This is a genomic window from Vagococcus lutrae, assembly GCF_023299185.1.
Lineage (GTDB): Bacteria > Bacillota > Bacilli > Lactobacillales > Vagococcaceae > Vagococcus_A > Vagococcus_A lutrae.
The window spans coordinates 1,162,421-1,178,344 of sequence record NZ_CP097017.1; the positions used below are offsets into that span (position 1 = coordinate 1,162,421).

Consider the following 15,924-nt stretch of genomic DNA (forward strand, 5'->3'; position numbering starts at 1 on the left):
GTACAAGAAATATTGTACGAATTTTTCTTTTTATTGAGTTAGTGACTACTCTTAGTTCGACTAAAAACTTGAACTGTTCGATCCATATTTTGTTGTAAAATAGGTTGTTCAAGGAGCTGTGTGGATAAGACGTCAATCATATACATCATACCAAACTGACTGTTGATAAAACGCCGGTTATCGATAAACGAACTACTATAAGCTGTTAGCCCTTCATCACTAATCTCAGCCAACGTGCTTTTTGAAAAACAGGTCAAACTCATCGTTCTAGCGCCTGCTTCTTTAGCTGTTTTCATCGACTCAATCACTTCAACTGTTTCGCCAGAAGCAGAGATGCCAATAACTAAATCATCTGCCGTTACAATGCTACTACTAATTAACATAAAATGAGAATCGGTCACCGCAGAAGCGTTTAATCCCATTCGCAATAAACGCTGACAAAACTCCTCAGCTGTTAAAGCAGAACTACCTATCCCTAACACTAATAAGCGATTAGCTTTCATAATACGATGAACAGCTCGCTCCAGCATCTCCCTCGTATTCATCTCACGCGTGTAATGAATCGCTTTTTGATAGTAGTCAAACACTGCATCCGTTCGGTCTACTACTTTTTGTTCTGGTGTTTGCACGGCATTTAATGCTAGTTTCAATTCAACAAAATTTTCCATCCCTAATTTCTTCACTAAGCGAGTAATCGTCGCTGGCGATGTCTCAGTCCTTTTCGCCAATTCTTTAATACTCGTATTTTTTATTTTATCAGGGTGTTGCAATAAATAACTTGCCACAGCTTTTTCTTTAATAGAAAGTGCTGAATAGGTTTCTTGAAGCGTTCCAATAATCTCCAACCCTGTCTCATCCTTTCACATGCGATTTCTACCTTCTATCATAACGTATTTATTTCTTGCGTTCTATCTCTTTTCATCCTCAAAATTGAAAAAAGACTAAGAAACATCGTTCTCAGTCTTTTTCATTGCTACCATCTTATTTAAATAAAGAAAGATACGCGCGATACCCTTCCGCTTCCATGTCTTCAATCGGGACAAAACGTAACGCTGCTCCATTTATACAGTAGCGCAAGCCGCCTTTATCTTGAGGTCCATCTGGAAAGACGTGTCCTAAGTGTGAATCTGCCTCAATACTTCTGACTTCCGTGCGCTCACGTGCTAACGTCGTGTCAGATTTTTCAGTTAACTTAGCAATTGGTTTAGTAAACGAAGGCCATCCACACCCTGCATCATACTTATCAAGCGAGCAAAACAACGGCTCACCACTCACGATGTCCACGTAAATACCCGGTTTATCAAATTTATCATACTCACTACTAAAAGGATGTTCTGTTCCATTTTCTTGTGTCACTTGATACTGTAAGGGAGTTAATTTTTGACGAAGTTCTTCTTGTTTTCTTTTCATAGCGATTCTCCTTGTATAAAACTCATTAAGTGACGTTGTAAATGCGCAACTGGCAATCCTACAATACTATAATAGTCCCCTTTTATTTCAGAAACAAACAAGCTACCTTGCCCTTGGATGCCATAAGCGCCTGCTTTATCCATAGGTTCATCTGTATGTATATAGCGCCATATTTCTTCTGATGTTAAAGAGAAAAAAGTAACTTCTGCTTTCGATATAAAGGATTTTTTCTTTTGTGAAGACACAATCGAAACAGCCGTTAGGACATGATGCGTTTTCCCTGATAATAACGACAATACGCGATAAGCTTCATCTTTATCTACCGGCTTGCCTAAAATTTCATTTTTGTAACTAACAATCGTATCGCATCCAATAACCACTGATTCTGGATGATTTTGATAGACATTTTCTGCTTTAGTTTCTGCCATACGCACGACATAATCTTCGACCGATTCATTTTCATAAACACACTCGTCAATTGAAGCAGACACAATTTCAAAATCGGACGTAATATAACGCATTAACTCATGTCTTCTTGGAGACTGAGAGGCTAAAATTAAGGGCTGCATAGCTTTTTCACTCCTCTTAATGGGAATCTTGAATCCGTTTAAACATCCGCTCCATTTCATGCGGCGTAAAGTGAACGAGCACTGGACGTCCATGAGGGCAGTTAAATGGATTTTGACACATTTTTAAATCTAAAAGCAACTGTCGTGCTTGTGCATCGGACAAATGATGATTCGCTTTAATCGATTTTTTACAACTCATCATAATGGCTTGCTCTTCGCGAAACTTAGCGATACTAATGTCGCCATGCTTTAACAAATAATCTAACATGTCTCGAATGACCGCTTCTTCCTGTCCTTCTGGAAACCAAGTAGGATGTTCACGAATAATTATACTATTATTCCCAAACGGTTCTAAATATAAACCGACCGCTTCAAGCAATGGTTTTTTCTCTTGAAACGTCACCAAATCTTGATACGGATATTCCAAAACTAAAGGCAATAGCAGATGTTGACGATCCTCGCCCACTTCTCCGATTTTGTCTCGATAATACTCATATTTAATACGCTCTTGTGCAGCATGTTGATCAATAATATAAAGACCTTGCTCACTTTGAGCAAATAAGTAAGTGCCGTGCATTTGACCAAAGTATTCTAATTCTGGAAATGCCTGTTTCGCTCTCTCTGGTTCAATGTCAACTAAGGATTCTGTTTCTTGTTTTCCAAAAGGATGTCGTAATTTCTCACTCTCAACATCACTTAATTCATTAATGTATTCGTGAGGATTGATATGTGCTTGTTCTTTATCATCTTTAACCGCCACTGTCGGTTCATTCACAAAAAATTGATGACGAACCGGATCAAATTTTAAGGTTGTTTCCTTCGCTTTAGGTTCATCTTTTTTCTCAGACATTGTATTAGGTATAGGTGAAACAGGTGGTCTTGATGAGACAACTTGTTTTTTCTCTTGCATAGTAGCACCTGGTACTGATGGAATCAATACTTCCTCGCTTAACGCTTGATGAATTGCCGTCTCAATCAATGCTTCCAATTCTTTTTCTTTACTTAGACGGACTTCTTGTTTAGTAGGATGTACGTTAACATCGACAAGGAGTGGATCCATCTCTATCTTTAGGACGGCAATAGGGAAACGGCCAATCATTAACTTCGAGCGATACCCATTTGTAATCGCCTTATTCAAGGCAAAGTTTTTGATATAGCGACCATTGATTAACACAGTCATATACTTACGACTGGCACGCGTTAATTCAGGTAACGAAATATAACCACTTAATTGAAAGTCTAAATCCTCTGCTTCAACGTGTATCATTTTTTTGGCCGTACTGACACCATAAATACCAGCAATCGCTTGCTTTAAATCGCCATTACCACTCGTTCTAAACAATGCATTTCCATCATGAACCAGTCGAAACGCAATTTCTGGATGACTCATCGCCATGCGTTGCACGATATCCACAACATTTGCTAGCTCGGTTTGTAATGTTTTAACATATTTTAACCGTGCCGGTGTATTAAAAAACAAGTCCGCTACAACAATTTTCGTCCCTTGACGTAGAGAGTGCGGTCTATGTTCGACCACTTCGCCACCTTTTAATGCCACATACGAGCCTTCTTTACCTGTCGACGTTTCCACTGTTACTTTGGATACCGAGGCGATACTCGGTAACGCCTCACCTCGAAATCCTAACGTTTGAATACGGAATAAATCTTGCTGGGTTTGAATTTTACTGGTGGCATGTCGTTTAAAAGCATCAATCACATCTTCATCGTAGATACCTAGGCCGTTATCAATCACTGTGATTTTTTTTAACCCCGCCTCTTCTAACAAAATATCAATTTGCGTACTTTGGGCGTCAACGGCGTTTTCAACTAACTCTTTCACGACGGAGGCAGGTCGTTCAACGACTTCTCCGGCGGCGATTTGATTCGCTAGTACTTCAGAAAGTTCACGGATTTGTTTCATTTACGAGTGCCTCCTTCTTTTTACCCCTTTAATTTTTCTTGCCACTGACTTAAGACATTCATCGCTTCAAGTGGCGTCATAGTTAATAAATTAAGTTGCTTGACTTCTTCTAATACTGCTTGTTCATCTTGGTCTACACTTGGAAACAGACTGAGCTGTTCTTGTGCTTTCTTTTCAGTTCTCTCGTTCACTTGAACGCGGGTATCACTTACTAACGGTGCGGCGGATAAACTCTCTAACTCAGTTAAGCGTTCAGCTGCTCTCGCTAGAAGTTTAGATGGCATCCCAGCTAACTTGGCTACATGTATACCGTAACTTTTATCCGCTGGTCCCGGTAACATTTTATGGAGAAACACAACATCCCCGTCTTTTTCAACAGCTCCCACATGATAATTGACCACTTTTGATAAATTCTCTTCCAAAACAGTCAGTTCATGATAATGCGTTGAAAACAGTGTTTTACAATGAACTTCTTGATGAATATATTCGATAATAGCCTGTGCTAACGCCATACCGTCATACGTCGCCGTTCCACGACCCAGTTCATCAAATAAAATTAAACTTTGAGGCGTCGCGTGTTGCAAGGCTTCATTCGCTTCCATCATTTCAACCATAAAGGTACTTTGTCCGGCTATTAAATCATCCGACGCCCCGATACGTGTAAAGATTTGGTCGAATATAGGCAAGACCGCATGCGTTGCCGGGACAAAACAGCCCATCTGAGCCATGACAACCGTTAAAGCAAGTTGACGCATATAAGTACTCTTACCTGACATATTAGGCCCCGTAATAAGTAGTATCTCTGTATCTTCAGACATTTCAATATCGTTTGGAACATATGATTGATGCCCCATCACTTTTTCAACCACAGGATGTCGGCCATCTTGAATACATAAGTTTTGTCCATTTTGTACCATTTCTGGTCGAACATATTGATACGCTTCACTGACTGTCGCAAACCCCTGTAGAACGTCAACAGCAGCGACAGCACGTGCTAAACGTTGTAAACGACTAATTTCATGTTTGACTGCTTCACGCACTTCTAAGAACAGCTCATACTCTAGTTGTTGTGACTTTTCTTCTGCTTCTAAAATTAATGATTCTTTTTCTTTTAACTCTGGGGTAATAAAACGCTCGGCATTCGCTAACGTCTGCTTTCTTTCATAACGACTTTCAGGTAAGTTCGCTAATTGTCCTTTGCTGACCTCTATATAGTAGCCAAATACTCTATTAAATCCTATTTTTAAAGTCTTAATACCTGTTTCTAACTTTTCGCGCGCTTCTAACTCCGCCAACCATTTTTTTCCGTTACGCATCGCATCTCGGTATTGGTCGAGTTGCTCGTGATAACCGTCTTTGATTACCTTGCCTTCTGTAATCGAAAGAGGTGCTTCTTCATCTATCGCACGGTCAATCAAAGCGACCACGTCTGGTGCAGGATCCATTTCCTCTAGTACGTCATCCCACTCCCCTTGATTAATCCCCGTCAAAACATGACGGATGTCTGGTATCTGTTGCAAAGAGTGTTTCAACTGTAATAAATCGCGACCGTTCACTGTTCCAAAGGCGACCTTACCTGCTAGGCGCTCCAAGTCGTATACATTTTTGAGTAGATTTTGCAAGCTTAGCCGTTCAAAAAAACTATCAACCAAAATTTGCACACGTTGTTGACGACGTTCAATTACATGACTTTGAATAAGCGGTCGGTCGAGCCATTGCTTTAGAAGACGCCCTCCCATAGCTGTTTGCGTTTCATCTAATAACCAAAGCAGCGTACCGTGTTTTTTTCCCGTCCGAATTGACTGTGTAAGCTCTAAATTATATTTTGAATAGTGATCTAATTTTAAATAATGAGCTGGTTCATACGTTTCTGCTGGCTGCAAGTGACTCAGATGTCTTTTCTGTGTTACCGACAAATAGCTAATTAACGTGTCGAGAACTTTTTTCATACTCGGCATGTCAAGCTGTGAATCATCTACTGTATGACTTGTCGAAACTTCCGACGCATCGTGCTCAGAAAACAAAATATTAAAACGCAATGCCAGTTGTTCTCTTAATGAGTCGGGAATAGTTGTCCCTAAAACTATTTCTTTCGTTTTTAAGTTAGCACATTCATTAATAACGCTCATCTCATCTACTAAATGTGTGACTTTCAATTCACCCGTACTTAAATCGACATAGGCAAAACCGATGTCACTCTCGTTTTCATAGTAAAGCGCTGTTAAGTAGTTATTCCCTTTGGCTTCAATCGTTTTTCCTTCCATTACCGTTCCCGGTGTGATTAAACGGACGACTTCTCGCTTGACCATCCCCTTGGTCATCTTAGGATCTTCTACTTGTTCACAGATAGCAACTTTATAGCCTAACTCCACTAAAGTTTCGATGTATCCTTCTGCAGAATGATAAGGAATACCCGCCATGGGAATCGGATCTTCTGCTTTACGATTGCGGCTTGTTAACGTTAATTCTAACAATTGCGCCGCTCGCTCAGCATCTTCATAGAACATTTCATAAAAGTCGCCTAAACGATAAAATAAAAAAGCATCCGGATATTGCGCTTTTATTCCCAAATATTGTTCCATCATAGGGGTTATTTTTTTAGATTGAGACACTTTCTACGTCACTCCTCATCAAACGGTTCTTCTTGTTGAAACGTTTCTAAAAATTTATGTTCTAATTCGTCGTTCACAGTTGTCTCGATACGCTGTGTTATATATTGGACGAGTTCATTGGCCTCGATAAGATGATGACGGTAACTGACCACTAGTGGATGATTTTCTAGCTCCGCTTGTAAACGATCAGCTTCCTTTAATGCTTTTTGAGCAGCTACTGGTTTATCATAATGCTCAAATTGCACGACATTTTTTTGCTCAGCTTTAATACGTTCAATCAGCTCCTGTAGCGCAGGATGATCTTTTGCTTGTGCTTCAATCAATTGATAGTTTTGAATCACATCGTACGCTTGCAACTGATGCAATAATGTTGTCAACGCTCCTTGAATGTCATCGTCTTGAATATGTCTTTCTTCTGTCATATTATCACCTTCTAATCACGCCAAGGATGATCAGCATTTATTAAGCCCGGTGTAATCGATTTAGCTTGTCCCGTCTGGTCATCCAATTCAATCACACAATAAGAGACAAGGCCGCGACCTTCTTCAACGACTTCAAATCGACGGGGTAACGCCGTTTGAAATTTCCCTATCACAGCTTCTCGCTGCATCCCAAGAATTCCATCATACGGACCTGTCATCCCAACGTCCGTTAAATAAGCCGTTCCTCCCGGCAAAATACGTGCATCACTTGTTTGAACATGCGTGTGTGTCCCAACAACTGCTGAGACTTGGCCATCTAAATACCAACCCATCGCTTGCTTTTCACTGGTCGTTTCTGCATGAAAATCTATAAAAATTAACGGCGTACGCTGTTTCGCTTCAGCAACTAATTCGCTTATCTTTTCAAATGGATCATCAATCGCCGTCATAAATGTGCGTCCTTGAAGATTAATCACCGCCAACTCCACTTGATTGACTTTCACATAGACAATTCCTTGACCCGGCGTAGAGGCCACTGGAAAGTTTGCCGGTCGAACCATTTTCGGTGCAGTATCGATAAAATTAAAGATATCCCGATTATCCCAAGCGTGATTACCAAGAGTGACGACATCTGCCCCGTCTTGTAATAATTTTTTATAGATTTTTTCAGTAATACCTCGACCTGCCGCAGCATTTTCGCCATTAACAATGGTCACTTGAGGACGATACCGTTGCTTTAATCGCGGCAAATATTCTGCCACCATTTTTCGACCTAAACTTCCCACGACATCCCCTACAAATAATATTCGCATTCATGCATCCTCTTCTCTTTTTCATTACCTTATATTTTAACAATAAATAAGTAGAATTGAAAGCTAGCGACTTTTTTCTTTATTAAAACCAATTGCTTTTGGTTGTTTTTGGATGATTTTGGATGTTTTTGATTGAAAGCGTTTTGTTTTTATGCTAAACTATACATAAAGTGAGGGATGATTATGTTAACAGAAGAACGTAAAGCATACATTCTTAAAGAATTAGCACAGCGACACACCATCAAGACATCTGATTTAGTGTTAGAAACCCAGACGTCAGAATCCACCATTCGTCGTGATTTAAAAGAACTTGAACAAGATGGTCAGTTAAAACGAGTTCATGGCGGTGCAAGTACGTTATTTCATTTAAATACTGAACTTAGCATGAGTGAAAAAGCTGACTTATATCTAGTGGAGAAAAAAGCGATTGCTCGTTCAGCAGCACAGCTCATTGAACCAAATGATGTTATTTATTTAGATGCAGGTTCTACTACTTATGAAATGTTACCTTTTATATTACGGACGGATATTCGCATTGTCACAAATTCGATTGTACATGCTCATTATCTAGCGCAACATCAGATTCCTGCCATTATGATTGGCGGACGGTTAAAGTTATCTACGCAAGCTATTATTGGGAGCGAAAGTGTTAAACAACTCGGCCAGTATCATTTTAGTAAAGCTTTTATGGGAATGAATGCCGTTCATCATCAATATGGCTTTACAACGCCTGATGAAGAGGAAGCCACCGTCAAAGCAACTGCCATGCGTCAATCTTCGCAGTGCTTTGTCTTAGCTGACCATTCTAAATTTGAAGCGTTAAGCTTTTCGAAAGTAGCAAATTTAGAAGAAGCTAAAATTATTACAGACGTTTTACCTGAAAAGTGGCACACGCTCTATCAAGACACAACAGTTACGGAGGTCACACTATGATATACACATTAACTTTAAATCCATCCATTGATTTTAACTTTTTTTTAGATGAATTTCATGAAGGATCTTTAAACCGCTATGATGACTCTTACTACTTCCCTGGCGGTAAAGGTATTAATGTTTCTCGTGTTTTACATCAATTAAATGTTCCAGCCACTGCCTTAGGTTTTTTAGGTGATTTCACGGGAGCTTTTATCGAAAGCGCCCTAACAGATGAAGGAATTTCTCATCAATTTACACCGATAAACGCCACCACGCGTATTAATCTCAAGATGAAATCACATGTGGAAACCGAAATAAATGGAAAAGGTCCACTTATTTCTACCAAAGAGCAAAAGGCGCTCTTAGCACAACTAGCAGATTTAACCGAAGACGACACGGTCATTTTATCAGGAAGCTTGCCAAATAGCTTACCAGCTGATTTTTATGACACGATTATCCAACAAATTACTAAACAAGGTGCTCGCTTTTTACTAGACGTAACAGGTGAACCACTGCAAGAAGCACTACCTTATCAGCCTTTTTTAATTAAGCCTAATCATCATGAACTTGCTGATTTATATCAAACGACATTCACGTCTGTAGCAGAAATGATACCTTACGGACAAGACTTACAGGCAAAAGGTGCCCAACATGTCATTATTTCTTTAGGTGGAGATGGCTCATTATTTTTCACGGAAAACAAGGTATATCAAGCCTTACCTATTAAAGGCGAATTGATTAATTCTGTCGGAGCTGGGGACTCTATGGTGGCAGGCTTTTTAGCGGGTGTGACACTAGGCTATTCTCCGCTTGAAAGTTTCAAATTGGCGGTAGCAAGTGGAACAGCTACGGCATTTGCAGCCGACTTAGCAACTAAAACAGAAATAGAAGCAATGCTCAAACAAGTCAAAATAAACAGCTTAACAAGAAAGGAAGAATCTGATGAAAATTAGCGACTTATTAAAACAAGAAATTATGTTACTCGATTTAAAGGCTCAATCTAAAGAAGCCGCCATCGATGAAATGATTAATAGCCTTGTCACACATGGCTATGTCACAGACCATGAGCAGTTTAAAGAGGCCATTTTAAAACGTGAAGCACAAACGTCAACTGGATTAGGGGATGGTATCGCCATGCCTCACGCAAAAAATGAAGCAGTGACCGAACCGGTTGTTTTGTTTGCTCGATCATTGAATGGACTAGATTATGAAGCACTGGATCAACAGCCAACGGACTTGTTTTTCATGATTGCCGTACCAGCTAATGACCAAAACGATACACATCTCCAAACGTTAGCAGCGATTTCACGTCAATTGCTAGACGCGGACAAATTAGCGGCACTTCGTTCTGCTAAAACACCACAAGAAATCACCGCGGTACTGACACAAGAAGAAACAAAAGAAACAGCACCTAAAGCAACAGCTGCAGAGACACAACCGTTGATTGTTGCAGTTACTGCTTGCCCAACAGGTATCGCTCATACCTTTATGGCAGAAGAAGCTCTTATTAAAAAAGCAAAAGAAATGAATGTTAGAATTCGTGTTGAAACAAACGGCTCTGACGGAGTCCAACATCGTCTGACTGATTCAGAAATCGCTGAAGCGAAAGGCGTTATCGTCGCAGCAGATACAAATGTTGAAATGGCACGTTTTGACGGCAAACCTTTACTAAGTCGTCCGGTAGGCGACGGTATTCGCCAACCAGAAGCACTCATTAATCAAATTTTAGATGAACAAGCCCCGACTTATCATGCTAAAGATAAGAAAAATACAGGGGACGAAAGCCGTTCAAGCAATACTTCTGTTGGTTCACAAATTTATAAACATTTAATGAATGGTGTTAGTAACATGTTACCGTTTGTTATCGGCGGAGGAATTGCAATTGCCTTAGCCTTTATGGTTGACCAATTTATGGGAGTCCCACAAAGCGAACTTAGTCAACTAGGTAGCTACAACGCCTTTGCAGGTTACTTAAATACAATCGGCGGCGCTGCATTTAGCTTTATGTTACCTATCCTTGCAGGTTATATCGCCTTTAGTATTGCTGACCGTCCTGGTTTAGTTGCCGGGTTTGTTGCGGGGAGTTTAGCCGCGTCTGGCGGGGCTGGATTCTTAGGCGCCTTAATCGGTGGTTTCCTAGCAGGTTATGTCATGGTCTTCTTGAAAAAAGCGCTCGCTAATTTACCTAAATCACTCGAAGGAATTCGCACGATTCTTTTCTATCCAGTGCTAGGTGTTTTAATCACAGGTGGATTAATGTTACTTATTAACATCCCAATGCAAGCCATTAACAACGGTCTAAATAATTTCTTAAATGGCCTTTCTGGAGCAAACGCTGCCCTACTCGGTGCGTTACTGGCTGGAATGATGGCGATCGACTTAGGAGGACCTGTTAACAAAGCCGCCTACGTCTTCGGTACAGGGACACTTGCAGCTTCTGTTGCCACAGGTGGTAGTAGTGTGATGGCTGCTGTCATGGCTGGCGGAATGGTGCCACCCCTTGCTATTTTCTTAGCTACAACCCTTTTCAAAAATAAATTTGACAAGCAACAACAAAATGCTGGTTTAACTAACTTAATTATGGGGGCATCATTTATCACAGAAGGAGCCATTCCTTTTGCTGCAGCAGACCCATTACGTATTATCCCAGGATTTGTAGCAGGTTCCGCTGTCACAGGTGCACTTGTTAGCGGTATGGGAATCAAATTAATGGCGCCACACGGTGGGATATTCGTTATCTTTTTAATTAGCCATCCATTGCTTTATATCGCCTTTATTCTTTTAGGCGCATTGATTAGTGCCCTGATTATCGGCTTTATGAAAAAATAAATCTAAATGAAAAAGCTTCTCGTGATTATACGAGAAGCTCTTTTTTATACATCTAATTCTAATCCAATTCCTTGCTCTTTTGCTTTATTGACAATCGCTTGTGCTGTCACAATATCTAAAACAGCTGAGCCGACAGTTTTAAAAATCGTAATATCTTTATCTGACGCTCGGCCCGCCACTTCTTCACGTACGACTTGACCTAACTCACCATGATAATCAGCTTCAGTTACGACTTCATCTTCTAGTGGGCTGATGAAATCACCCGCTTCAGCCAAAACGCCATCCATCGTATCAAAAATAATGCGGTCCGCTCTTGCGATGATACCGGCAGGAACTTCTTTCATCTCAGGTGTGTAAGCTCCAACACCATTGATGTGCGCTCCTTCTTTAACATCTTCTGCTTTAAAAGTAGGTTGTTTCGATGTCGTCACGGTTGTAATCACATCTGCTCCTTGAACAACTGCTGAAATATCATCTAGTGCGATAAACGTTGTTTCAAATTCACTTAACAATTCTTCCATCTGTGCGACAAAAGCTTGCGCTCGTTCTAAATTAATATCAAATACGCGAACCTCTTTTAACGGACGCGCGGTTAACATGGCTTCCAATTGACTCGCTGCTTGGCCTCCCGTTCCAATCAACGCACCAACAGTGGCATCTTGGCGTGCGAGTAAGTCTGTTCCTGCTCCTTGAACTGCCCCCGTTCTTAACTGCGTTAAGTACGTGCCGTCAATCATCGCTGAAACAATCCCTGTTTCTGGATCTAATACGACCATTGTTGCTGGGATACTTGGCAACCCTTTATCAATATTTTTAGGATACGCTGAAACGATTTTTACGCCTAACGCTTCTACATCACCGTTAGCATAAGCTGGCATATACAGACTTTGCCCTTCATGTAGCGCGACGTCTAGATTTGTTCTTAAAGGAACTTGCGCGTCACCTGCAGTATACATTGCCAAAGCTTGTTTGGATACTTCGATTGCTTCTTTCATTGAAAAACATTTTTGGACATCTTCTTTTGTTAAGATTAACATATTTTTTCCTCCTAAGCGGTTGCTTTTTCTGATTTCATTAAAGATGACAACATGCTGTATGCACTATAAATTAAGACCACAATCACTAGCCATTTCAACATGGTCACATTTAAGTTTTTAACTAAAAATACGGCGGCTAAAACACCTAACACACCAAACGTTGCGGTATAAAGCGTAATTTTACGGCTGTATTCTCCAAATTTAACAAATTGGACACTGCCAACAGGTACAGAGAAGGTACAAGCCCCCATCATAATTGGAAAAGCAGCTGCAGGGTTTAAGCCTAACATATAGACGGTAACCATCGTCAAGGAATATGAGCCAATTCCAATATTATTTAACGCACCAAACAAGAATAATAATGCCGCAGCTAAAATTAATTTACCTCCATAGAGCTCCGTGGCTGTTCCGTTTGATTTTATCCAATTCATTTGACCGGCAAAGATTAATCCTGCGGCTACGATTAAGCCCACCCCTACAAACAATTTAATCGTTCGCTCAGGTAATTTAACAACAAAACGTGGCCCAACATACGCCCCGATAACTTGTGACACGATACAAACGAGTAATGTTTTAATCCCCACATCAATGGATGTGATATAAGATAGCGCCATTGTTGCGACAGGAATAACACATTGCGTGTTAAGTGTCCCTGGTAGCTTTTTCATTGAAGTCCAACCTAACTTGGGATATAACACACTCCCAATCGCAAAATCCGAAATACCAAATGTTGATAAGAAAAACATGATAAATGACGTGAACGGTAAAACTTTACCATTTGCTTTTTCAGCTTTCATCTCTTCTTTATGTAACAATAAATCTTTGATAAACGTGAATAGAAAATAACCATTAATCAATACAATAGACAATAATAATAGCGGTTTTATCATTTCGTTTCCTCTTCTCAGTATATTTGTCGTAACTGTCCTAAATCGCCGTGATACGTTTCTGCAATCGAGTCTGGTAACTGAGCGATGAGTTTTAATGTATAGGCATCATGCTTAATGTACTCTTTCGCAAGAGTCATCATCGCCCGATTCTTCGTCCAAATCAACTCAACTTCTTTAACTTCAAAGTTCAAATCGCCAAATAGAACTTCTTGTGAATCGCTCACGATACTTAGCCATCGATTGCCAAAATCGGCTAATTTATCTTGTTGAAAGCCATGATCATAGTAACGAGTAAACGGTAAAGTAAAGTCATTATTTTCTTTAAATAGAATCAAGACAAAATGCTCAAGACGCTGTTCGGCAGCAGCTAACACGTCAATCAGTTCGGGTGTTAACTCTTGTTCCCAAATCTGAATGTAGAGACTTTCTGTTGCTTGTTCAATTAAATATTTTGCTTTACTTAACGTTGGCCCGTAGCCATTAATTTTCCACAGTAAATCATCACTTTCATCCGTTTCTTTTACTTTTGTAAGTTGCTTTTCGAGTTGCGCTAAATCGGCATGAATATCTCGCTCCAAAAGATTGAGCAATTCTTCACTTGATATCGCATGATAAAGCTTCGGTTCAGTCTTATTTACCACAACAAGTCCACTATTCACTAAATTTTCTAACAGATTATACACTTTTGAACGCGCCACACCGGAACGTTTGCTGACTTCGTATCCAGAGAGATTACCGCTTTCTAATAGCGTAATGTAGATACTTGTCTCGTTTTCTGTATAGCCAAATTTTTTCATTACTTGTTTAATGGTATTCATCTTACTTCCTCACTTTTTCTTTTATAGTAGCTCCTTACAGTAACTACTATATTCTATTGTGAAATAATTATCAATACTTTTTAAAAAGTTTTTTTAATAGGGTGATTTTAAATATAATAGACAAAAGAAAAAAGCTTGTTTCTTAAAATCAAAACAAGCTTCTTCTTTACTTCATCAAATTTTTAGGTTGAGAGGAAATAGGATATTTTATCGCATTTTTCTTAAGTTTTTTCTTTATCACTTCTTCCATATCAATATCTAAATCATCACAGAACATCGTCAGATAGATTAGGATATCCGCCACCTCATCTTCAATGTTCTCTCGATGACGTTCATTGGCTTCTTCACTCGACAACCACTGATAGTTTTCCAACAATTCACTAGCTTCTAGCGAGATAGACAATGCAAAGTCTTTTGCATTGTGAAACGGTCGCCAATTTCTTTCATCACGAAATTGATTGACCAAGTCGATAATTTCTTGTCGCATCATTTTTACCTACTTTCTATTTTGCCACACGGACGTGCGAACTTCTTTTTTTAATTGCCTAGATATATGCGGATGACCTAGCACTGTATAACGCAAAGGACGGTGTGTCCACTCTCCTTTATTAGGAATACCAATTCGGGGTGTAGCCACAATATCCATCGGCACTTGCGACACATCCCAGATACTCACATTCGCTTGATTGAGTAAATAACCGTCTAACATATACGATATCCCTAGCGCTTGAGTTAACTTACCTGGACCATTAGTCAAGTTAACACCATGTTGCGCGCGATTTTCTTGCATAATACGTTCCCCTATCACAGGTTCAATCGCTCTGATTAAAACAGCTTCTGGTTGATTAAGGGGGCCTGTTACCACGTTTAACAACGTATGACGGTGCATTCGATACAAATAAAGCGTCCCAGCTTGCTGATACATGCTTTCGTTTTTAGGACTGCGTTTCCTTTGAAAGCTGTGACTAGCTTGATCTTCGGCTCCTAAATAAGCTTCTGTTTCCACAATATAACCAGCTGTCACTCCTTTGGTCGTTTCATGAACAAGCAGTTTTCCTAACAAGGCTTGTGCCACGACTGTTGTTTTATTTTGAAACCAATCAGGTGTTAAACGGTCGGCTCGTGGAAAGATTTTTCTAATTTCAGTAGTGATTGTTTCCATGTCGCTCCTCCTCGATAGTTTCCTAACTTCCCTGACTTTTGAATAACACGATGACACGGTACAACTAAAAGAAGTGGATTGCGAGCGACTGCTGACGCCACAGCGCGAACGGCACTTGGCATGCCGATTGCTCTCGCCAGATCACTATAAGATCGTGTTTCACCATACGGAATCATTCTAACAGCCTGCCAAACTTTTTGCTGAAAAGACGTTCCGAAAATATCGCTATAAGAAAGCGTCAAAGGGACACCTTCTTCGAAATACGCAGTAAAGGCTTGCTTTAATACATCTGTTGGCATCAAAATCGTTTCAAGATGGGCGTTCTTTATAAACTGATGAACCTCCTCCTTCGATCCATTAGGTGAGCCAACAAAGACAATAACGTCCTCACACAACCCTATCCACAGCTGCACTTTGTCCATCACAATCTCTGTCATTTGCACGTTTACCATGATTGGCCTCCTTTGCTCTTCATTTTAACATAGTCCGTTTTTAATCATAAAGAAAAGCTAGCAAGGAAAATCCCT

Annotated in this window: 16 protein-coding genes; 3 read left to right on the forward strand and 13 right to left on the reverse strand. The window is 40.0% G+C overall.

Annotated features, from left to right (window positions below; genetic code table 11):
* Window positions 1–38: 38 nt before the first annotated feature.
* From M2919_RS05565 to M2919_RS05595, 7 genes are all read right to left on the reverse strand, one after another.
* Window positions 39–845, reverse strand: coding sequence for a MurR/RpiR family transcriptional regulator (locus M2919_RS05565; protein ID WP_248848331.1), 807 nt, complete (start codon window positions 843–845; stop codon window positions 39–41).
* A gap of 136 nt (window positions 846–981) precedes the next feature.
* Window positions 982–1,410: a peptide-methionine (R)-S-oxide reductase MsrB gene (msrB, locus tag M2919_RS05570; RefSeq protein WP_126763619.1), complete on the reverse strand. Its 429-nt coding sequence runs from the start codon at window positions 1,408–1,410 to the stop codon at window positions 982–984.
* Complete coding sequence (locus tag M2919_RS05575) at window positions 1,407–1,979, reverse strand: Maf family protein (protein WP_248848332.1); 573 nt, start codon at window positions 1,977–1,979, stop codon at window positions 1,407–1,409. Before M2919_RS05575 ends, msrB begins: the two co-directional genes overlap by 4 nt.
* A gap of 16 nt (window positions 1,980–1,995) precedes the next feature.
* Entirely contained in the window at window positions 1,996–3,900 is a 1,905-nt protein-coding gene (mutL, locus tag M2919_RS05580; RefSeq protein WP_248848333.1) for a DNA mismatch repair endonuclease MutL, read from the reverse strand.
* Between the two features lie 20 nt (window positions 3,901–3,920).
* On the reverse strand, window positions 3,921–6,512 hold the full coding sequence (gene mutS, locus M2919_RS05585) for a DNA mismatch repair protein MutS (RefSeq protein WP_420857183.1): 2,592 nt from the start codon (window positions 6,510–6,512) through the stop codon (window positions 3,921–3,923).
* An 8-nt stretch (window positions 6,513–6,520) separates the two neighbouring features.
* Window positions 6,521–6,934 (reverse strand): YlbF family regulator, encoded by a 414-nt coding sequence (locus tag M2919_RS05590; RefSeq protein WP_248848334.1) that lies wholly within the window; start codon window positions 6,932–6,934, stop codon window positions 6,521–6,523.
* 11 nt (window positions 6,935–6,945) lie between these two features.
* Window positions 6,946–7,746: a TIGR00282 family metallophosphoesterase gene (locus M2919_RS05595; RefSeq protein ID WP_248848335.1), complete on the reverse strand. Its 801-nt coding sequence runs from the start codon at window positions 7,744–7,746 to the stop codon at window positions 6,946–6,948.
* Window positions 7,747–7,929: 183 nt separating this feature from the next.
* Here M2919_RS05595 and M2919_RS05600 point away from each other — a divergent pair, with 183 nt between their 5' ends.
* Genes M2919_RS05600 through M2919_RS05610 form a run of 3 tightly spaced genes read left to right on the forward strand, consistent with a single transcriptional unit; the run spans window position 7,930 to window position 11,490 of the window.
* On the forward strand, window positions 7,930–8,679 hold the full coding sequence (locus tag M2919_RS05600; RefSeq protein WP_248848336.1) for a DeoR/GlpR family DNA-binding transcription regulator: 750 nt from the start codon (window positions 7,930–7,932) through the stop codon (window positions 8,677–8,679).
* Window positions 8,676–9,614 (forward strand): 1-phosphofructokinase, encoded by a 939-nt coding sequence (gene pfkB, locus M2919_RS05605; protein WP_248848337.1) that lies wholly within the window; start codon window positions 8,676–8,678, stop codon window positions 9,612–9,614. The genes M2919_RS05600 and pfkB overlap by 4 nt, the downstream gene beginning before the upstream one ends.
* On the forward strand, window positions 9,604–11,490 hold the full coding sequence (locus M2919_RS05610) for a PTS fructose transporter subunit IIABC (protein ID WP_248848338.1): 1,887 nt from the start codon (window positions 9,604–9,606) through the stop codon (window positions 11,488–11,490). Before pfkB ends, M2919_RS05610 begins: the two co-directional genes overlap by 11 nt.
* Window positions 11,491–11,534: 44 nt before the next feature.
* Here M2919_RS05610 and M2919_RS05615 read toward each other — a convergent pair whose 3' ends face one another.
* The 6 genes from M2919_RS05615 to M2919_RS10070 all read right to left on the reverse strand — a co-directional run bounded on the left by M2919_RS05615 (window position 11,535) and on the right by M2919_RS10070 (window position 15,849).
* Window positions 11,535–12,527 (reverse strand): ornithine cyclodeaminase family protein, encoded by a 993-nt coding sequence (locus tag M2919_RS05615; protein WP_248848339.1) that lies wholly within the window; start codon window positions 12,525–12,527, stop codon window positions 11,535–11,537.
* An 11-nt stretch (window positions 12,528–12,538) separates the two neighbouring features.
* On the reverse strand, window positions 12,539–13,417 hold the full coding sequence (locus tag M2919_RS05620; RefSeq protein ID WP_248848340.1) for a sulfite exporter TauE/SafE family protein: 879 nt from the start codon (window positions 13,415–13,417) through the stop codon (window positions 12,539–12,541).
* A 14-nt stretch (window positions 13,418–13,431) separates the two neighbouring features.
* A complete protein-coding gene (locus M2919_RS05625) occupies window positions 13,432–14,235 on the reverse strand; it encodes a TrmB family transcriptional regulator (protein WP_248848341.1) in 804 nt (267 codons plus the stop codon).
* Window positions 14,236–14,401: 166 nt separating this feature from the next.
* Entirely contained in the window at window positions 14,402–14,722 is a 321-nt protein-coding gene (locus M2919_RS05630; RefSeq protein WP_202585669.1) for a nucleotide pyrophosphohydrolase, read from the reverse strand.
* A 9-nt stretch (window positions 14,723–14,731) separates the two neighbouring features.
* Entirely contained in the window at window positions 14,732–15,397 is a 666-nt protein-coding gene (locus M2919_RS05635; protein WP_023606735.1) for a DNA-3-methyladenine glycosylase, read from the reverse strand.
* A complete protein-coding gene (locus M2919_RS10070; protein ID WP_274981565.1) occupies window positions 15,343–15,849 on the reverse strand; it encodes a methylated-DNA--[protein]-cysteine S-methyltransferase in 507 nt (168 codons plus the stop codon). Before M2919_RS10070 ends, M2919_RS05635 begins: the two co-directional genes overlap by 55 nt.
* Between the last annotated feature and the right edge of the window lie 75 nt (window positions 15,850–15,924).